We start from the raw sequence: 17,711 nt of genomic DNA, 5'->3' as shown, positions 1-17,711 counted from the left end.
CGTTATTTTTTCACCAGCCGGATAGACATTTGGGTCGTTTCCGACTTGCCGTTCTGAGGCCGGCAGACAAGCTGAATGTATTCATTCGTTCCCACTTTCTGGGGATAGACCAGAATAGTGGCTTTGGCCGATTTACTGCCTCCCTTGATGGTGACTTTATTATCTTTAATCTTAAAAAACTGTGCCGAAGGGCTTCCGGGCTTCGTCGGACGTGAGGGTGATTCGATGAAGACAATCCGGTCTTCTTTCGTTTTATCAACCGCAATGATCTTTACTTGGAATTCGGCTTCCGCAGTATTCTTTTGGTAAGAGAAGTCCTGCGCTTTCTTTTCGAATCCCAGATATTCCTTGGGATAGGAGTTGTTGCCGTTTTCGCATGCAGTGAAACACAGTGCCATCGTAAACAATGCAAAGGTTGTAGGTCTTAATAACTTCTTCATAAGCTAAGTCTTTGTGTTTTGATTAAAATGAATTTCACTGATAAAGACAGAGCGTTCGAAGGATCTCCCTATCGGGGATATGCAAATAAAAGTTAAACCTTGTCCATCGGTTTCCGGCCGGTGGTTCATTGTTTATCGTTCATCGTCAATATCGCTTCTTTCAGTCGGATTGTTGCTTTCTGGAGTTGGGCGTCTACGGTCTTTGTGCTGATGCCCAGTTCTTCGGCCACTTGTGCATAGCTTTGTTTTTCTTCGCGGACGCGGATGAACACTTCTCTGCAACGTTCGGGCAGGCGGTCGAGCGCTTTCACATAGATGGCGAACAGCTCTTCGCTGATCATTGATTCCTCGGGCGAATCGCTTTGTGCTTCCGGTTCCGGCAATACTTCGGTGGATACGGTTGTGCGCCTGTTCTCTTTTTCCAGATAGTTGAGTGAGGCGTTTTTCACCAGTATGAAGCAATAGTCCTCAATGCTTTTGACTTCGGGCAACGAACTGCGTTGTTCCCAGAGTTTCAAGAATACATCAAGTACGATCTCCTGCGACCATTCTTCCCGCTTTACGTAATAGTAGGCAATGCGGTAAAGCCGGTCGTACGTCATATCGTAGAAGGATCGGAACGCCGTTTGCGAGTCCAGCTCCTTCATTCGTCTTAATAGTTTTCGAACCTCTGATTCGGTCATGACTTTATAATTTTAGTTGTCCACCCGGAGAAGATCGCTCATGATGCTGTCGGAAATAAAAATTCCTTCTCGGGTGAGGCGCAGAGCACCTTCGTGTATTTCTAATTTGCCGTTTTCTAAAGAAGGACGTGCCATCTTGAGGCAGTATTGTTCCAGTTCGGTTCCATAATCGTTGCGGAGGCGTTCGAGTGAAATTCCCCATTGAGTGCGGACGGAGGTAATGACAAATTCATTGTACCGGGTAGTTAAATCCCGTTCTTCCCGTTCAAAGTCCCGTTTGCCGCTTTCGATGCCTGCTATGTATTTCTCTATCGACGAACAGTTCCATTCGCGTGTTGCTCCGTCGAAAGAGTGTGCCGACGGACCACAACCGAGGTAACTGGCCCCTTGCCAGTACGAAGTGTTATGGCGTGAATACATTCCCGGCTTGCAAAAGTTGGATATTTCGTAGTGCTCATATCCTGCTTCCTGCAGCCGGTCTATCAATAAGGTGAAGAACCGGACACTGCTGTCCTCGTCCACTTCTTCAACCTGGTGTTTTTGCAACATTCTATAAATAGGAGTACCTTCTTCATAAATCAGGTGGTAGGCCGAAACATGCTCCACATTGAGGGCAACGGCCTGTTGCAGGTCCCTTTCCCAACGCTCTGCTGTCTCAGCGGGAAGTCCGTAAATCAAGTCGATGCTGATGTTGCGGAACCCGTAGGTACGGCATAATTCTACTGCACGAATGGCTTGAGTGGCATTGTGGCGTCGCTTCAATAACGTAAGCGTGGCATCATCAAAAGTCTGGATACCCATACTGATGCGGTTGAATGGCAAGCGGGAGAGCATTTGCACATATTCCGGACAGAGGTCATCCGGATTGGCTTCAAGCGTTATTTCATGGCAATTTTCCATTCCGTATACACGCCGGACGGTGTCGAACACTTTCCGGAAGTCCTCTTCATCAAGTTGCGAAGGAGTACCTCCACCAAAGTAGAGCGTTTCTATGGGCTCTCCTTTCAGGTAAGTATATCTCATTTCCAGCTCCTTGCAGAGGGCTTCGATGTAGTGTCCTTTCCGTTCGCTTCGCGTGGTGGAGTAAAAATCGCAATAAATACAGCGTGTCTTACAGAAGGGGACATGTATGTATATGCCTGCCATGATAGTCTGAGTTATTTTTGCGTTTTAAATTGCAAAAGTAAGGTTTTCGTTTTAGTAAACAACTTTGCAGGGCATATATTCTTTCTTATTTAACGGGAGGAAAGTTCCTTTTTAACCATTTGACAATCTGATTATCTGATGATCTCAGAATGCTTTCGTTTCGTGCCGCTCTGAAAGTTGGAGAAAAAAACGCCTGCATTTGCCGGTAGGATTTTCCCATGTGTCGCAGATCTGTGATATCTGTTCTCCAATAGATAGCTGTGCGGCGGAATCCTGCCCTTTTTCTTTTATTTTCCTCTTCCTCCGGTGATTCTGTTATATATGGTTTGACTGGCTTTACAGAACAACCGGAGAAGAAAGAGGCATCCATACGGCCTTTTTGTTATAACAATATATGTAATGTGGCAAAACATTAAGAGATTTCCGGAAAAGAAGTAAGCATTTCCGGAAAGTGCTTACTTCTTTGGGTCCGAATACTTACTTCTTTTTCCGGAAATACACCGTCTTTGTGCTGAAAAACCGCCGTCTTTTGCCTCAAATACTCCCGTTTTGCGCCGAAAACCTCGTTACTGAATCCTATTTCATTCAGTTTGGCAGAAGGCAGTGTAAGCAGATGTGAGGTGGATAATGCTTTTTAATAGATAATAAAGGAAAAGACTTTCATTCTGTCAAACAGCTTGTTCTCTTGCTCTTTGTCTTGATATGTTGCATAACATTGTTTAGTAACACTGTCAGTTTTCTTGCTTTTCATTTGATTAATGCCTAATTTGCGCCTCAGTAAAAAAAGGGTATGCGAAAAACACATACTGAATCATTCATTTAAATCTTATATATCATGAAAAAGACCTTAAGAATTTGTTTAGGAGTGACTTTCTTTTTATTTGTTTCTGTTAATGTCTGTTTGTCTGCGTTGAAAAACAAAGATAAAAAAGCGAATATGAAGATGCTTACTTTAGAGTGTCTTGCAATGGGAGAAGGTACTGATACCGGAGAAGGAGGAGGAGGCAACTATTCATGTACAGTAACTGTAGAATGTGGATTTCCTCTATCTGGTTCAGTATCTTGTAGTGGTAAAAAATGTAGTAGAGGACTTGATTGGTTAAATGGTGCCTATGTTGAATGTGATGGAAATAAGACTTATTGCTAAAGGGTAATGAATAGAATATTGATTCTTATTATCGCAATTTTATGTTTTTCTTCTTGTAACAACAAGGAGAAAAATCGTAACTTAATGTATTGTCAGTCGGAAATTAAGATAGAAGAATATCCTGATTCTAGTTTCTTCTCCAACATTACGTGTATGACTTATTATAAGAATAAGATATATGTTTTGGATAAAAAACGGGGAGACATTGTGGCGTTAAGTGATAACTTAAAAGAGATGGAATATGTTAGCAAACATGGTGAAGCCCCTTATGAAACAACATGGCCATTTACCTTTAATGTACTGAATGACACGGTATATGTTGTTGATTTTGGAACAAAGTCAATGAAAAAATTTCATGGAGGAGTTTTCTATGGTGATTTTTCACTTTCAAATGCAAATGAAAACAGATTTAGTCTCAATGATTCTTTAATCTTTTTATCTGCGAATACGGATTCGACAAGTTTTCTAATGATTGATAAATATCACCCAAACAAACAAATCCCAATGGGAAAGGTTGTACGAGAAAAAACTCCTTTTAAAACCATTATATCTAACAAGAAACATATTCTTTATGATCAAGGCAAAGGGATATTTTCGATTTCAAATTGCTACCCTTATATAGAGCAATATAATATTCATGGAGAATATATTAAAACATTTGATATCTCTTCAATTCCTATAATAAAAGAAGCAACAGAAATTGCTAAAAAGAATTCTAATAAAGAGAAATCTGTCTATATATACATACGTGATGCTTATCTTGCAAATGATCATATATATATACTGTGTTCATCACGGAGCTCATCAGGCGATTATCGTGTAAATACTATTTTGAAATTATCAATCAATGACGAAATGAAGCATATCTCTACCTACATTCTTCCACATGATATATATTCTTCTTTTTGTGTTTCAGACACATATCTATTTGCTTCACAAGAAGTGGCAGGAGTAACCATTGAAAAAATAAAAATAGGTGATGCGAAAAAATAAATTCTTTACCTTATTTATATTGCTTTGCATTATATGGGGATGTAGCAATAATCAAAAAAAAGAAAATGATGTTACTAAAACTCCCCAAAAGGATGTTTATAACTTAATAGGGAAAAGGGTAACCTCCATTGATTCTATTGTGTCAAATAAGACTTGTAGAGTTATTTTTCTATTTAACTATTATGATTGTGGAAGTTGTATAGATTTAGGATTCTCTATTACAAAAAAAATAGATTCTCTTTATAGAAATAATAAAGTAGCTATTATTTCAACTATGGGAAGCCCTTCATCTTTCCAGAAACGTAATAAATATTATGAGTATATATATCTTGACTCAAAAGATCTGATAAGAAAAGAATTGAAATATGTTCCAACACCTATAATGCTTTTATTGGATTCTTCAAACTGTATAAAAGACTATATATTCCCTAATACATCAGATGATAGAGAAGTTGTTCCATTTATAGAATCTGTTTTATAAGGAAGCATAAGCCAAGAGGTATATTATATTGGTGTTACCAAGTTCGATAATACGGAAAGTTGTTATCCTAATTCAACTTCGTTTAGAGAGTGCCAAGAGTTTGTGACACTGTGTTATCTGCTTAATAAACAGATCCTGTATGTTACATAACATTGTTTAGTAACACTGTCAGTTTTATTGCTTTTCATTTGATTAATGCCTAATTTGCGCCTCAGTAAAAAAAGGGTATGCGAAAAACACATACTGAATCATTCATTTAAATCTTATATATCATGAAAGTATATCAGACTAACGAAATTAAGAACATTGCCCTTCTTGGCAATGACGGCTCAGGAAAAACCACTCTCACAGAAGCGTTGCTCTATGAGAGTGGTATTATAAAACGTCGCGGCAGGATTACTGCCAAGAATACCGTAAGCGATTACTTTCCGGTGGAACAGGAATATGGATATTCCGTCTTTTCAACTATTTTTCATGTGGAATGGAATGGAAAGAAACTGAACATCATAGACTGTCCGGGCAGCGATGACTTTGTAGGCGCTGCCATGACGGCACTCAACGTAACCGATACAGCTATTTTGCTGCTGAACGGACAATATGGACCGGAAGTGGGAACACAAAATCATTTCCGCTATACCGAAAAACTGGGTAAACCGGTAATCTTCCTGGTGAATCAACTCGATAACGAGAAGTGCGATTATGATATGGTGCTTGAACAACTGAAGTCCATTTACGGACCGAAAGTGGTTCCCGTCCAGTATCCTTTGGCTACAGGCCCGAATTTCAACTCACTGATCGACGTGCTGCTGATGAAGAAATACTCTTGGGGACCCGAAGGTGGAGCACCCACTATTGAAGAGATCCCGGCCGAAGAGATGGACAAGGCTATGGAAATGCACAAAGCCCTGGTAGAAGCCGCTGCTGAGAATGATGAAGGCTTGATGGAAAAATTCTTCGAACAGGATTCACTGACAGAAGACGAAATGCGTGAAGGTATCCGCAAAGGATTGGCTGCACGTGGCATGTTCCCCGTATTCTGTGTATGTGCAGGCAAAGATATGGGTGTACGTCGTCTGATGGAGTTTCTGGGTAATGTAGTGCCCGGTGTATCCGAAATGCCGAAAGTGCACAATACCCGTGGTGAAGTGGTGGAACCCGATCCCGATGGGCCTACTTCACTCTATTTCTTCAAAACAGGTGTGGAGCCGCATATTGGCGACGTTCAATACTTCAAGGTGATGAGCGGAAAAGTGCATGAAGGAGATGACTTTACAAATGCCGACCGCGGTTCGAAAGAACGTGTGGCACAGATTTATGCTTGTGCCGGTGCCAACCGTATCAAAGTAGAAGAGATGGTGGCCGGTGATATCGGCTGTACCGTGAAGCTGAAAGATGTTCATACCGGAAACACGCTAAATGGTAAAGGTGCCGAAAACCGGTTTAATTTTATTAAATATCCGAATTCTAAATATTCACGCGCCATCAAACCGGTGAACGAAGCCGATACAGAGAAGATGATGGTTATCTTGAACCGTATGCGCGAGGAAGATCCGACTTGGGTCATCGAACAATCGAAAGAATTGAAACAGACCATCGTACATGGCCAGGGTGAATTCCACCTCCGTACTTTAAAGTGGCGTCTGGAGAATAATGAAAAACTTCAGGTGAAATTCGAGGAACCGAAGATTCCTTATCGTGAGACCATCACTAAGGCGGCCCGTGCCGACTATCGTCATAAAAAACAATCGGGTGGTGCCGGACAGTTTGGTGAAGTACACTTGATCGTAGAACCATATTATGAAGGAATGCCGGTGCCCGATACGTATAAGTTCGGTGGACAGGAATTTAAGATTAATGTGAAAGGTACCGAAGAAGTTCCATTGGAATGGGGCGGAAAATTGGTATTTGTTAACAGTATTGTCGGTGGTTCTATCGATGCCCGCTTCCTGCCTGCTATCCTTAAAGGTATCATGTCCCGTATGGAGCAGGGACCTCTCACCGGTTCGTACGCCCGCGATGTACGTGTCATCGTATATGACGGAAAGATGCACCCGGTAGATTCTAATGAAATCTCGTTCATGCTGGCCGGACGCAATGCTTTCAGCGAAGCATTTAAGAATGCGGGACCGAAGATTCTCGAACCTATTTATGATGTAGAAGTCTTTGTGCCTTCCGATAAGATGGGTGATGTGATGGGAGATCTTCAGGGACGTCGTGCCATGATCATGGGCATGAGCAGCGAAAACGGTTATGAAAAGCTGGTCGCTAAAGTGCCTTTAAAAGAGATGGCTTCTTATTCGACAGCGCTCAGCTCGCTTACCGGAGGTCGTGCTTCGTTCATTATGAAATTTGCAAGTTACGAACTTGTTCCGAGTGATGTGCAGGATAAATTAATAAAAGACTTCGAATCCAAGCAAACAGAAGAATAATGTGGTTACAGCCTGCCGGACTGCGGGCTGCAAATGGCTGAACTGCTGAGTTATAAAGCTACGAGGAGTGTACAATGTATGTGCAACTGCTCGTAGCTTTATTCTTTTAAGGCATTCTGCTTGTGGTTGTAGCTGCCGTTACATGCCATTGACAGTTCGTCGGTCGCCTCTTGAAACCTGCTTACTCATTAACAATGATTAAAGAAAGTAGATTTTCTGAAGAGAAATCTTTAATTTTTTATTAAATTTGCAAACCAAAGGCATATACGTTTTGTTATAGTGGTCAGAATACGACCTAAAAAACGTCTTTCGGTTAATTATAGAGAACATCCTGTTAAAACAGGTTAAGCTGTTAGGAGTGTTAATTAGGGAGTGTTAATTTTGTTGCTATGAAAAAGTCAACAATCTGGATATTAGGCATTATTATGGGTCTTTCCTTTCTGAGTTTGCTCTATTTACAAGTGAGCTACATCGAAGAAATGGTGAAGATGCGTAAAGAACAATTTAATACATCCGTGCGAAATGCTTTGTTTCAGGTTTCAAAGGATGTGGAGTATGATGAAACGCAACGTTGGCTGTTAGAAGACATTACTGAAGCGGAACGTAGAGCACTGGCTCAGTCTTCTTCTACTACCGAACAGAAAAATGGTTTGATTCAGCAATCGGAGCGTTATAGGTTCAAGTCACCGGACGGAACCCTGTATTCGGAGTTTGAACTAAAGATGATTACCACCGAGCCGTCGAAGGTGCCCAAAGCCATGATTTCGGAGAGACATGGCCGGAATACCATTCCGCAGACATCGCGAAGCTTGACCGACGCTATTAAAAATAGGTATATGTATCAGCGTTTCCTGCTCGACGATGTAGCTTTGCGGATGATTTACAAAGCAAGCGATAAGTCGATTGGCGAACGGGTGAACTTTAAGAAGCTGGATAATTATCTGAAGTCTAACTTTATTAATAATGGTATAGAGTTGCTATATCATTTTTCGGTAATCGATAAAGATGGACGTGAGGTATATCGCTGTTCGGATTACGAAGAGGGAGGAAGTGAGGATTCTTATACCCAACCTCTGTTCCAAAATGATCCGCCTGCGAAGATGAGTATTGTGAAGGTGCACTTTCCGGGAAAGAAAGATTATATCTTCGACTCGGTTAGTTTTATGATCCCTTCGATGATATTCACTTTCGTACTGTTGATTACATTCATCTTCACTATCTACATCGTCTTCCGCCAGAAGAAGCTGACAGAAATGAAGAATGACTTTATCAACAATATGACACACGAGTTCAAGACACCGATATCTACCATCTCGCTTGCCGCGCAGATGCTGAAAGATCCCGCAGTCGGGAAATCACCGCAGATGTTCCAGCATATATCGGGAGTCATTAATGATGAAACGAAGCGGTTGAGATTCCAGGTGGAGAAAGTTCTTCAGATGTCTATGTTCGACAGACAGAAAGCAACACTGAAGATGAAAGAACTCGATGCCAATGAGTTGATTACCGGGGTTATCAATACGTTCGCTCTGAAGGTGGAACGCTATAATGGTAAGATTACATCGAACCTTGAGGCTACCAATCCTGTTATATTTGCGGACGAAATGCATATCACCAATGTGATATTCAACCTGATGGATAACGCGGTGAAATACAAGAAGCCCGAAGAAGACCTGGTGCTCGACGTGAGAACTTGGAACGAACCCGGTAAACTGATGATTTCGATACAGGACAACGGTATTGGTATTAAAAAAGAAAACCTGAAGAAGGTGTTTGATAAGTTCTATCGCGTGCATACAGGTAATCTGCACGATGTAAAAGGTTTCGGTCTGGGACTGGCTTATGTGAAAAAGATTATTCAGGATCATAAGGGAACCATCCGGGCGGAGAGTGAACTGAATGTAGGAACTAAATTTATTATTGCATTACCTTTATTAAAAAATGATTGATATGGACGAGAAACTGCGTATTTTATTATGCGAAGATGATGAAAATCTTGGCATGCTTTTAAGAGAATATTTACAGGCGAAAGGTTACTCTGCTGAGTTGTATCCTGATGGAGAAGCCGGATTTAAGGCTTTCCTGAAGAATAAATATGACTTGTGCGTGTTCGACGTGATGATGCCTAAGAAAGATGGTTTCACGCTGGCACAGGAGGTTCGTGCGGCCAACGCTGAAATTCCGATTATCTTCCTGACTGCAAAGACACTCAAGGAGGATATTCTGGAAGGATTTAAGATTGGTGCGGATGATTACATCACCAAACCTTTCAGTATGGAAGAACTTACTTTCAGAATTGAAGCGATCCTGAGACGTGTTCGTGGAAAGAAGAACAAAGAAAGCAATATCTATAAGATCGGTAAGTTTACGTTTGATACACAAAAGCAGATTCTGGCTATCGGTGACAAACAAACTAAGCTGACTACCAAGGAATCGGAATTGCTGGGATTGTTGTGTGCACATGCCAACGAGATTTTGCAGCGTGACTTTGCTTTGAAGACTATCTGGATTGATGATAACTATTTCAATGCCCGTAGTATGGATGTATATATCACCAAACTGCGTAAGCACCTGAAAGATGATGATTCGATTGAGATTATCAACATCCACGGAAAAGGTTACAAGTTGATTACCCCCGAACCGGAATCATAATGGAGAGGGGGATATACAGAAATAAAAAAGCCGGAAAACATTCGTTTTCCGGCTTTTTTATTTCTGTTGAAAATATTAATCCGCAATTCTTTTATTGATCGCAATGTAAGAAATGAGTCCGAGTACCACCAATACTATCGAGCCTCCCAAGATAGCGTTGTTGTTCACGTCTCCGGTCAGAGAACAAACAATCAGAATGATTATTCCGACTAAGATTAATATCAATCCTAAATTCTTTAATAAGCCTTTCATGTGTGTGTATTTTAATAGATTATTATATTCCAGTCACAAATTAACGCATAATTCTTTAACGAGCGAAATTATTTTCGCAAAAAAACCATTAATTAGCCATAAATAGTTGATTTGGTTGCTTTCACTTCTCCGTATTGATTAATCTTTGGTATTGAAAAATATCTTTCTCAATACTTCCTGGCTTACGCTTAATTCTTCGACTGTGATGCCGTGCAACGCCTCTTTCAGTGTCCGGTTGGCTATAACACGGGCTTTTTCTTCCAGTTCTTTTCCTGTTTTGGTCAGGTGGATCAGATTGGTACGACGGTCCTTTTTGTCGGAGATACGGACAACCAGATGCTGGCGTTCCATATTGTCGATTAAGCGGGTCATACTCGGTTTATCTTTAAAAGTTGCATTGCACAACTCTTGTTGGGTCACTCCGTCTTTTTCCCAGAGAAAAATAAGAACCGTCCATTGTTCCGGGCTGATCTCCAGACCGTTCTGTCTGAAGTTACGGTATAGCTTACGGTTGATGGCGGCAGAAACTTTGCCATTCAGGATAGCAAAGATTAGTCTGATATCAAAATTAAATTGTTCGATCATGAAATTATTGTTTAAGCAACTTTGCAAAGATAAATGTCTTCTTCGACAAATCCTATCCCGTGGCATAAAAAAAGATTAAATGTTTGCAGTTCAAAATAAAATGCCTACCTTTGCACCGCATTTTTAAAATCAAATAATTTATTTATTTAATTAAAACGAGTATGAATCAATACGAAACCGTTTTCATTTTAACTCCCGTTTTGTCTGATGTTCAGATGAAGGAAGCGGTAGAAAAATTCAAAGGCATTCTTCAGGCTGAAGGTGCTGAGATTATCAATGAAGAAAACTGGGGACTGAAGAAACTGGCTTATCCAATCCAGAAGAAGTCTACAGGATTCTATCAGCTGATTGAGTTCAATGCAGAACCTACTGTTATTGACAAGTTGGAATTAAATTTCCGTCGTGATGAACGCGTAATCCGTTTCCTGACTTTCAGAATGGATAAATACGCTGCAGAATATGCTGCAAAGAGAAGAAGTGTTAAATCAAACAAAAAGGAGGATTAATCATGGCACAACAAGTTCAATCAGAAATCAGATATTTAACTCCGCCTTCAGTAGACGTTAAGAAGAAAAAATACTGCCGTTTCAAAAAGAGTGGTATTAGGTATATCGACTACAAAGATCCTGAATTCTTGAAGAAATTCTTGAATGAGCAGGGTAAGATCCTTCCGCGCCGTATCACCGGTACTTCTTTGAAGTTCCAGCGTCGTATTGCGCAGGCTGTGAAGAGAGCACGTCACCTGGCGTTACTTCCATTTGTAACTGACATGATGAAATAAGGAGGAAAAGTATGGAAATTATATTGAAAGAAGACGTAGTAAACTTGGGTTATAAGAATGACATCGTAACTGTTAAGTCTGGTTATGGTCGTAATTACTTGATCCCCACCGGAAAAGCTGTTATTGCTTCTCCTTCTGCAAAGAAAATGTTGGCTGAAGAACTGAAACAGCGTGCTCACAAACTTGAGAAAATCAAGAAAGATGCTGAAGCACTGGCTGCTAAGTTGGAAGGTGTATCTTTGACTATCGCTACAAAGGTTAGCTCAACCGGTACTATCTTCGGTTCTGTTGGTAACATCCAGATCGCTGAGGAATTGGCTAAGTTGGGTCACGAAATCGACAGAAAGATCATCGTTGTAAAAGACGCTGTAAAAGAAGTTGGTTCTTATAAAGCTATCGTTAAACTGCACAAAGAAGTTTCTGTAGAAATTCCTTTTGAAGTAGTAGCTGAATAAGCCTATCATATGACATTGAGAAGGGACATTCCAAAACGGGATGTCCTTTTTTTTTTGAGAGATTATTGGGAGAGTGTCTTTGTTTATAAATAAAGAGATACCCGGCAGAGGTGCCCAGTGTTGAAGAAGGGGAGATGTGGAGGAAACGACTTCCGTAATGGAAAGGTACGGATATAAAAAAAGTCTGTACGTGCTTTTGCACGGCAGACTTTCAATTCTCTCTAATGTTGTTCGAGATTATTCAGCTACAACTGCTTCAGTTGCAGTAGAGTCAGTTGCTGTAGTATCAGCTACCTGAGCTGCTGCTTCAGCTGCAGCTGCTTCAACTGCTGCGATAGAGTCAGCGATACGGATAGAATCTGCAGTTGCTTTTTCAGCGTCAGCTGCTTTGTTACCACAAGATGCGAATGATACTGCTGCGATAGCTACGAACATCAAAACTAATTTTTTCATTTTCTTTGCTTTTTAAATCTGTAATACAATCAATTGCTTATTAAAACGATGCAAAGGTATGTACTTTTTGCATATGTTGTACTCCTAAACCCAACTTTTTTTTATTTTTTTTTTAGAAGAATGTTTCATTATGTTTTTTTGTATGTTTTAAAACATATCTAATCTTCTGCTATACTGTTATATAGATAGCGTTTGATACTTCTTTTCGGAGTCTTCTCAAACTCAGTGGGGTAGAGTTGAATCTGGCTTACTTTTTCGTAGGCTGCCACGCTATTATTCAAATTCTTCAGGTTTTCGTCCATAATCGTTTTCAGGTTATCTTCGTGGTTGAGTCCTAAAGAATCCAGCGCTTCATAATCGGCATATACCAAGGCAACCAGTTTCTTGTTTCGTTCTATGATAAGACTTTCGAGAATGAAAGGCAGATTATTAAGTTTAGCCTCAATTTCTTCGGGGAAGATGTTCTGTCCGCTCGAACTGAGTATCATCGTCTTCAGGCGGCCACGGATGAAAATATTACCTTCATCGTCCATAGTGCCTAAGTCCCCGGTGCGCAACCAACCGTCTTTAGTGAAAACTTCGCGGGTGGCTTCCGGATTTTTATAATATCCCGTCATTACGTTTTCTCCACGCACTTGTATTTCTCCGGTACCGGCTTCCGGATTCTCCTTATAAATACGGGCTTCCATGATATCGAGTATTTTACCTGATGAGGAAGGAACGAATTTATCCCAGGGAGCATAACTGATGAGCGGCCCACATTCCGTCATGCCGTAGCCAATGGTGAAAGGGAACTTGATTTTATGGAAAAACTCTTCTACTTCCGGGTTCATAGCGGCTCCGCCGATAATAATTTCCTTGAAACGTCCTCCAAGGGCATCGATCAGCTTCTTGCGAATCTGTCCGTATATCTGGCTGTCGAGAAGGGGGATGCTCAACGCCCATTTCATGCCTTTCTTGCTGATGATGGGTTGGATTACATTTTTATAGATCTTCTCGATGACAAGCGGTACTGTGATAATCAGGTTGGGTTTGACCTCTTCGAAAGCTTTCATTATGATTTTGGGGGAGGGAACTTTGCCAAGCAGGGTTACGTGCGTGCCAACTGCCGTAGCTGTCAGAAAGTCGAAAGCACATCCGTAAGCATGGGCAAGTGGGAGGAAAGAGAGCACTTTATCACCTTTTTTTAGCAATTCCGTTCGGATACCGAAAGTCACATTACCGGCCAGGTTGTTGCCGGTCAGCATTACTCCTTTACTGAATCCGGTAGTGCCAGAGGTATAATTCAGTAACATAACCTTGTCGTTGGACAAGGTGGTGTAAAGGACATCTTCTTTTTGGAATCCTTTCGGGTAAGTTTCTTCCATGCACTGATTGATATGTTTCAGGAATTTCTGAACCGTTTCGCCGTCGCGTTGGTGCAGGCAACGGAAGTCTGTCAGTGAAAAGACGGCACGGATGCCGGTCAGTCGTTCTTCTTCCAAAGTTTCCCAGATGGTGTCGCTGGTGAAAAGGAAGACAGATTCAGAATGATTTACGATATGGTGTACATCATTCGGATTGAAGTCTTGCAAGATAGGTACTACGATGGCCCCGTAGGTAATGGTCGCCATGTAGGCGATGCACCAACGGGCATTATTTTTTCCGATGACTGCGATTTTATCTCCCCGGCGCAAACTACAGTGCTTGAAAAGCAAATGAAGTTTGGCTATTTCTTCGGCTACTTCACCGTAAGTATAACTTTCCGGTTCACCATAATTGGTGTAGCAGGGCAAATCCCAGTTTTCACGGAAACTATTTTCGTAGAGTTTTATAAAGTTTTCTTTTATCATTGCACGTTTTTTGAAGATTTGTGCAAAAGTAGGTATAAACTTTCAGAATAGAAAACCTCTAACTCCTTTTAACTCCTTCTGCATCTTTACTCCTAATAATAATGTGTAACTTTGTACCGAATATGCGTTTTTACAGATTATGATAGATACCACTGTATTTCAAGATAAGACAGCCGTTTACTATACTTTAGGCTGCAAGCTGAATTTCTCAGAGACTTCGACGATTGGTAAAATCCTGCGTGAGGCAGGTGTGCGTACGGCCCGGAAAGGTGAAAAGGCTGACCTTTGCATTGTCAATACCTGTTCGGTGACCGAGATGGCGGACAAGAAGTGCCGTCAGGCTATTCACCGCCTGGTGAAACAACATCCCGGTGCGTTTGTGGTGGTGACAGGTTGCTATGCCCAGCTGAAACCCGGTGATGTGGCAAAGATAGAGGGAGTGGACGTTGTACTTGGTGCGGAACAAAAGAAAGACCTGCTTCAATACCTGGGCGACTTGCATAAACACGAAGGAGGAGAGGCTTATACAACCGCAACGAAAGATATCCGTTCCTTTGCCCCGTCTTGTTCAAGAGGTGACCGTACCCGCTTTTTCCTGAAAGTACAGGATGGGTGCGATTACTTTTGTTCTTACTGTACCATTCCTTTTGCCCGTGGACGGAGTCGCAACGGGACTGTCGCATCTTTGGTGGAGCAGGCACGGCAGGCTGCTGCCGAAGGTGGGAAAGAGATTGTGCTGACGGGAGTCAATATCGGAGATTTCGGAAAGTCCACCGGTGAGACTTTCTTCGATTTGGTGAAAGCACTCGATCAGGTAGAAGGCATTGAGCGTTATCGCATCTCTTCCATTGAACCCAATCTGCTGACGGACGAGATTATAGAATATGTGTCCACCTCCCGCAGCTTCATGCCTCATTTCCATATCCCTTTGCAGTCCGGTTGCGATGAAGTGCTCCAGTTGATGCGCCGTCGGTATGGAACGGAACTTTTTGCTTCGAAGATTGCAAAGATAAAAGAGGTGATGCCTGATGCGTTTATCGGCGTGGACGTAATTGTGGGTACACGTGGCGAAACCGACGAGTATTTTGAGAAAGCCTATGAATTTATTTCCGGACTGGATATCACGCAATTGCATGTGTTCAGTTATTCGGAACGTCCCGGTACCCAGGCACTGAAGATAGACCATGTGGTGACTCCTGAGGCGAAGCATCAGCGAAGCCAGCGTTTGCTTGCGTTGTCGGATGGGAAAACGAAGGACTTCTATGCCCGTCATATCGGCCAGACTATGCCTGTCCTGATGGAGAAGCCTAAGGCAGGAGCGCCTATGCACGGCTTTACGGCAAACTACATTCGTGTAGAGGTGGAAAGTGACCCGGCATTGGATAATCAAGTAGTAAATGTTCTCTTGGGAGATTTTAACGAAGATGGCACTGCACTGAAAGGAACTATAACACAATAAACATGAAATCGAAACTTCTTTATTTGTTAACCTATGTGGGGATGTGGCTTTTGGCTATTCTTCCGTTTCCGGTGTTGTATGCCCTGTCCGATTTTATTTACTTCTGGTTGTACCACGTGATCGGTTACCGGAGAAAGGTGGTGGGTACCAATCTGAAGAACTCTTTTCCGGAGAAGTCGGCAGCAGAATTGAAGGCCATTGAACGTAAGTTCTATCATTACCTTTGCGACTATATGCTCGAAGATGTGAAAATGTTGCGCATGTCCGAGAAAGAGCTTTGCAAACGTATGACTTACGAAAACAAGGAAGCTTATCTCCGGATGATTGACGAACGGGGCGGGATTGTCCTGCTGATCCCCCACTATGCTAATTTTGAATGGATTACGGGGATGGGAATGATTATGCGTCCCGGCGATGTACCTGTACAGGTATACAAACCTTTGAAAGATGTTTATCTGGATGGTCTTTTCAAGTACATCCGCAGCCGCTTCGGAGGGTACAATGTGCCGAAGCACTCCACCGCCCGCGAAGTGATCAGGCTGAGACGTGACGGCAAGAAGATGGCTATCGGACTGATTACCGACCAATCGCCCAATACGAACGAGGCGCACCATTGGACTACTTTTTTGAATCAGGACACGGTGTTCATGGATGGTGCCGAGCGCATTGCCAAGATGATGGACTTTCCGGTTTTCTATTGTGAGTTGCGCAAGGAGCGGAGAGGGTATTGCCGCGTAGAGTTCGATCTGGTCACTGATCGTCCGAAAGAAACCACCGATGGTGAGATTACCGAAATCTTTGCCCGCAGATTGGAGCAGACCATCCGGAAGGAACCTGCTTACTGGCTTTGGTCACATAAGCGCTGGAAGCTGAAACGCCCCGAAAAGAAAGATGAATAAGATATCTGTCGTTATATTGAACTGGAACGGTTGCGAAATGCTCCGTTCGTTTCTTCCCTCCGTACTCCGGCATTCCGAGGCGGAAGGTGTGGAAGTTTGTGTGGCTGATAATGGTTCTACAGATCAGTCGGTAGAGATGCTGCGGCACGAGTTCCCTTCGGTTCGCCAGATTCTGCTGGATGAAAATCATGGTTTTGCCGACGGTTATAACTTTGCCCTCCAACAGGTGGAAGCCGAATATGTAGTTCTGCTGAATTCTGATGTAGAAGTAACAGAGCACTGGCTGCAACCGATGGCTGATTATTTGGATACCCATCCGGAGGTTGCTGCCTGCCAGCCTAAGATACTCAGTTGGCGACAAAAGGACCTGTTTGAATATGCCGGCGCTTCCGGCGGATTCATCGACCGTTATGGTTATCCGTTTTGCCGGGGACGGGTGATGGGAGTGGTCGAGGCGGATAAAGGACAATATGATACAGTATTCCCCGTGTTCTGGGCTACCGGTGCCGCCCTGTTCATTCGTCTGGCAGATTATCGTGAGGCAGGCGGGCTTGACGGGCGTTTCTTTGCCCATATGGAAGAGATAGACCTTTGCTGGAGGCTTCGTGCCCGTGGACGGGGGATCGTTTGCATTCCTCAAAGTACGGTGTATCATGTAGGAGGGGCCACATTGAAAAAAGAGAATCCGCATAAAACCTTCCTCAACTTTCGTAATAATCTTGTCATGCTCTATAAGAACCTTCCGGATGAAGAGCTGCCCGGAGTGATGCGGGTACGTTGCTGGCTCGATTACATTGCGGCAGCTACGTTTGTTCTTAAAGGACAGCTGCCCAACGCAAAGGCCGTTCTCCATGCCCGTCGTGAATTTAAACAATTGCGCGATAGCTTCCGGGATGCAAGAATGGAGAATCTCAGAAAAACTTCCTCACACTTTATTCCCGAACGGATAAAAAGTAGTATCTTAGTGCAGTTCTATGTGAAAGGGCGGAAGTTCTTTTCGCAATTACCAGATTTTAAAGGATAA

20 protein-coding genes are annotated in these 17,711 nt (G+C 42.4%); 12 read left to right on the top strand and 8 right to left on the bottom strand.

From position 1 onward, the window contains the following. Positions 1 to 2: 2 nt before the first annotated feature. The 4 genes from DBK98_RS00140 to DBK98_RS00125 form a co-directional block, all read right to left on the bottom strand. Positions 3 to 440 carry a hypothetical protein gene (locus DBK98_RS00140; RefSeq protein ID WP_032536983.1) on the bottom strand — a complete coding sequence of 146 codons (438 nt, stop codon included), beginning with the start codon at positions 438 to 440 and terminating at the stop codon, positions 3 to 5. A gap of 125 nt (positions 441 to 565) precedes the next feature. Continuing rightward, complete coding sequence (locus tag DBK98_RS00135; RefSeq protein ID WP_005808492.1) at positions 566 to 1,123, bottom strand: RNA polymerase sigma-70 factor; 558 nt, start codon at positions 1,121 to 1,123, stop codon at positions 566 to 568. A gap of 12 nt (positions 1,124 to 1,135) precedes the next feature. Further along, on the bottom strand, positions 1,136 to 2,269 hold the full coding sequence (gene hemW, locus DBK98_RS00130) for a radical SAM family heme chaperone HemW (protein ID WP_032536986.1): 1,134 nt from the start codon (positions 2,267 to 2,269) through the stop codon (positions 1,136 to 1,138). A gap of 85 nt (positions 2,270 to 2,354) precedes the next feature. Continuing rightward, positions 2,355 to 2,639 carry a hypothetical protein gene (locus DBK98_RS00125; protein ID WP_032536988.1) on the bottom strand — a complete coding sequence of 95 codons (285 nt, stop codon included), beginning with the start codon at positions 2,637 to 2,639 and terminating at the stop codon, positions 2,355 to 2,357. Positions 2,640 to 3,104: 465 nt separating this feature from the next. Here DBK98_RS00125 and DBK98_RS00120 point away from each other — a divergent pair, with 465 nt between their 5' ends. The 6 genes from DBK98_RS00120 to DBK98_RS00095 all read left to right on the top strand — a co-directional run bounded on the left by DBK98_RS00120 (position 3,105) and on the right by DBK98_RS00095 (position 9,971). Continuing rightward, positions 3,105 to 3,416, top strand: a complete 312-nt coding sequence (locus DBK98_RS00120; RefSeq protein ID WP_005808483.1) for a hypothetical protein — start codon at positions 3,105 to 3,107, stop codon at positions 3,414 to 3,416. Positions 3,417 to 3,422: 6 nt separating this feature from the next. Continuing rightward, complete coding sequence (locus DBK98_RS00115) at positions 3,423 to 4,409, top strand: hypothetical protein (RefSeq protein WP_005781464.1); 987 nt, start codon at positions 3,423 to 3,425, stop codon at positions 4,407 to 4,409. Beyond that, on the top strand, positions 4,396 to 4,890 hold the full coding sequence (locus DBK98_RS00110) for a hypothetical protein (protein WP_005781462.1): 495 nt from the start codon (positions 4,396 to 4,398) through the stop codon (positions 4,888 to 4,890). The genes DBK98_RS00115 and DBK98_RS00110 overlap by 14 nt, the downstream gene beginning before the upstream one ends. 272 nt (positions 4,891 to 5,162) lie before the next feature. Then, the gene (locus DBK98_RS00105; protein WP_005781460.1) at positions 5,163 to 7,319 is read left to right on the top strand and encodes a translation factor GTPase family protein; all 2,157 of its coding nucleotides are present in this window, start codon (positions 5,163 to 5,165) and stop codon (positions 7,317 to 7,319) included. A gap of 389 nt (positions 7,320 to 7,708) precedes the next feature. Then, a complete protein-coding gene (locus DBK98_RS00100; RefSeq protein ID WP_005781458.1) occupies positions 7,709 to 9,268 on the top strand; it encodes a sensor histidine kinase KdpD in 1,560 nt (519 codons plus the stop codon). Between the two features lies 1 nt (position 9,269). Then, entirely contained in the window at positions 9,270 to 9,971 is a 702-nt protein-coding gene (locus tag DBK98_RS00095; RefSeq protein ID WP_005781457.1) for a response regulator transcription factor, read from the top strand. A gap of 75 nt (positions 9,972 to 10,046) precedes the next feature. On the opposite strand, the gene DBK98_RS00090 is transcribed toward DBK98_RS00095, so the two are convergent. Beyond that, positions 10,047 to 10,223, bottom strand: a complete 177-nt coding sequence (locus DBK98_RS00090; RefSeq protein ID WP_005781456.1) for a hypothetical protein — start codon at positions 10,221 to 10,223, stop codon at positions 10,047 to 10,049. A gap of 138 nt (positions 10,224 to 10,361) precedes the next feature. Then, on the bottom strand, positions 10,362 to 10,808 hold the full coding sequence (locus DBK98_RS00085; protein ID WP_005781455.1) for a MarR family winged helix-turn-helix transcriptional regulator: 447 nt from the start codon (positions 10,806 to 10,808) through the stop codon (positions 10,362 to 10,364). A gap of 161 nt (positions 10,809 to 10,969) precedes the next feature. Between DBK98_RS00085 and rpsF the strand changes: the two genes are divergently transcribed. The 3 genes from rpsF to rplI are packed head-to-tail and all read left to right on the top strand — an operon-like array spanning position 10,970 to position 12,044. After that, a complete protein-coding gene (gene rpsF / locus DBK98_RS00080) occupies positions 10,970 to 11,314 on the top strand; it encodes a 30S ribosomal protein S6 (RefSeq protein WP_005781453.1) in 345 nt (114 codons plus the stop codon). Positions 11,315 to 11,316: 2 nt separating this feature from the next. Beyond that, positions 11,317 to 11,589 (top strand): 30S ribosomal protein S18, encoded by a 273-nt coding sequence (gene rpsR / locus DBK98_RS00075; protein ID WP_005781450.1) that lies wholly within the window; start codon positions 11,317 to 11,319, stop codon positions 11,587 to 11,589. Between the two features lie 11 nt (positions 11,590 to 11,600). Beyond that, complete coding sequence (gene rplI / locus DBK98_RS00070; protein ID WP_005781448.1) at positions 11,601 to 12,044, top strand: 50S ribosomal protein L9; 444 nt, start codon at positions 11,601 to 11,603, stop codon at positions 12,042 to 12,044. A 237-nt stretch (positions 12,045 to 12,281) separates the two neighbouring features. Here the strand turns inward: rplI and DBK98_RS00065 are convergent, their stop codons facing one another. Together DBK98_RS00065 and DBK98_RS00060 are read right to left on the bottom strand one after the other, a co-directional pair. After that, a complete protein-coding gene (locus DBK98_RS00065) occupies positions 12,282 to 12,497 on the bottom strand; it encodes a hypothetical protein (RefSeq protein WP_005808476.1) in 216 nt (71 codons plus the stop codon). 158 nt (positions 12,498 to 12,655) lie between these two features. Continuing rightward, positions 12,656 to 14,329: a long-chain fatty acid--CoA ligase gene (locus tag DBK98_RS00060; RefSeq protein ID WP_005808472.1), complete on the bottom strand. Its 1,674-nt coding sequence runs from the start codon at positions 14,327 to 14,329 to the stop codon at positions 12,656 to 12,658. 139 nt (positions 14,330 to 14,468) lie between these two features. On the opposite strand from DBK98_RS00060, the gene mtaB reads away from it, so the two are divergent. The 3 genes from mtaB to DBK98_RS00045 are packed head-to-tail and all read left to right on the top strand — an operon-like array spanning position 14,469 to position 17,711. Beyond that, the gene (gene mtaB, locus DBK98_RS00055) at positions 14,469 to 15,788 is read left to right on the top strand and encodes a tRNA (N(6)-L-threonylcarbamoyladenosine(37)-C(2))-methylthiotransferase MtaB (RefSeq protein WP_005808470.1); all 1,320 of its coding nucleotides are present in this window, start codon (positions 14,469 to 14,471) and stop codon (positions 15,786 to 15,788) included. A gap of 2 nt (positions 15,789 to 15,790) precedes the next feature. Then, positions 15,791 to 16,687, top strand: coding sequence for a lysophospholipid acyltransferase family protein (locus tag DBK98_RS00050; protein WP_032536989.1), 897 nt, complete (start codon positions 15,791 to 15,793; stop codon positions 16,685 to 16,687). Beyond that, on the top strand, positions 16,680 to 17,711 hold the full coding sequence (locus DBK98_RS00045; RefSeq protein ID WP_022012180.1) for a glycosyltransferase family 2 protein: 1,032 nt from the start codon (positions 16,680 to 16,682) through the stop codon (positions 17,709 to 17,711). Before DBK98_RS00050 ends, DBK98_RS00045 begins: the two co-directional genes overlap by 8 nt.

Source organism: Bacteroides sp. PHL 2737 (assembly GCF_004115325.2).
GTDB classification, from domain to species: Bacteria; Bacteroidota; Bacteroidia; order Bacteroidales; family Bacteroidaceae; genus Bacteroides; species Bacteroides hominis.
This window is presented reverse-complemented; position numbering and strand designations above follow the sequence as displayed.

What these genes read in the sequence shown, in the direction of transcription:
- rpsR (WP_005781450.1), top strand. Translation starts at nt 11,317, where the DNA reads ATGGCACAACAAGTTCAATCAGAAATCAGATATTTAACTCCGCCTTCA.
- DBK98_RS00095 (WP_005781457.1), top strand. Translation starts at nt 9,270, where the DNA reads ATGGACGAGAAACTGCGTATTTTATTATGCGAAGATGATGAAAATCTT.
- DBK98_RS00085 (WP_005781455.1), bottom strand. Translation starts at nt 10,808, where the DNA reads ATGATCGAACAATTTAATTTTGATATCAGACTAATCTTTGCTATCCTG.
- rpsF (WP_005781453.1), top strand. Translation starts at nt 10,970, where the DNA reads ATGAATCAATACGAAACCGTTTTCATTTTAACTCCCGTTTTGTCTGAT.
- DBK98_RS00060 (WP_005808472.1), bottom strand. Translation starts at nt 14,329, where the DNA reads ATGATAAAAGAAAACTTTATAAAACTCTACGAAAATAGTTTCCGTGAA.
- hemW (WP_032536986.1), bottom strand. Translation starts at nt 2,269, where the DNA reads ATGGCAGGCATATACATACATGTCCCCTTCTGTAAGACACGCTGTATT.
- DBK98_RS00065 (WP_005808476.1), bottom strand. Translation starts at nt 12,497, where the DNA reads ATGAAAAAATTAGTTTTGATGTTCGTAGCTATCGCAGCAGTATCATTC.
- DBK98_RS00105 (WP_005781460.1), top strand. Translation starts at nt 5,163, where the DNA reads ATGAAAGTATATCAGACTAACGAAATTAAGAACATTGCCCTTCTTGGC.
- rplI (WP_005781448.1), top strand. Translation starts at nt 11,601, where the DNA reads ATGGAAATTATATTGAAAGAAGACGTAGTAAACTTGGGTTATAAGAAT.
- DBK98_RS00100 (WP_005781458.1), top strand. Translation starts at nt 7,709, where the DNA reads ATGAAAAAGTCAACAATCTGGATATTAGGCATTATTATGGGTCTTTCC.
- DBK98_RS00110 (WP_005781462.1), top strand. Translation starts at nt 4,396, where the DNA reads ATGCGAAAAAATAAATTCTTTACCTTATTTATATTGCTTTGCATTATA.
- mtaB (WP_005808470.1), top strand. Translation starts at nt 14,469, where the DNA reads ATGATAGATACCACTGTATTTCAAGATAAGACAGCCGTTTACTATACT.
- DBK98_RS00125 (WP_032536988.1), bottom strand. Translation starts at nt 2,639, where the DNA reads ATGGATGCCTCTTTCTTCTCCGGTTGTTCTGTAAAGCCAGTCAAACCA.
- DBK98_RS00045 (WP_022012180.1), top strand. Translation starts at nt 16,680, where the DNA reads ATGAATAAGATATCTGTCGTTATATTGAACTGGAACGGTTGCGAAATG.
- DBK98_RS00115 (WP_005781464.1), top strand. Translation starts at nt 3,423, where the DNA reads ATGAATAGAATATTGATTCTTATTATCGCAATTTTATGTTTTTCTTCT.
- DBK98_RS00140 (WP_032536983.1), bottom strand. Translation starts at nt 440, where the DNA reads ATGAAGAAGTTATTAAGACCTACAACCTTTGCATTGTTTACGATGGCA.
- DBK98_RS00135 (WP_005808492.1), bottom strand. Translation starts at nt 1,123, where the DNA reads ATGACCGAATCAGAGGTTCGAAAACTATTAAGACGAATGAAGGAGCTG.
- DBK98_RS00120 (WP_005808483.1), top strand. Translation starts at nt 3,105, where the DNA reads ATGAAAAAGACCTTAAGAATTTGTTTAGGAGTGACTTTCTTTTTATTT.
- DBK98_RS00050 (WP_032536989.1), top strand. Translation starts at nt 15,791, where the DNA reads ATGAAATCGAAACTTCTTTATTTGTTAACCTATGTGGGGATGTGGCTT.
- DBK98_RS00090 (WP_005781456.1), bottom strand. Translation starts at nt 10,223, where the DNA reads ATGAAAGGCTTATTAAAGAATTTAGGATTGATATTAATCTTAGTCGGA.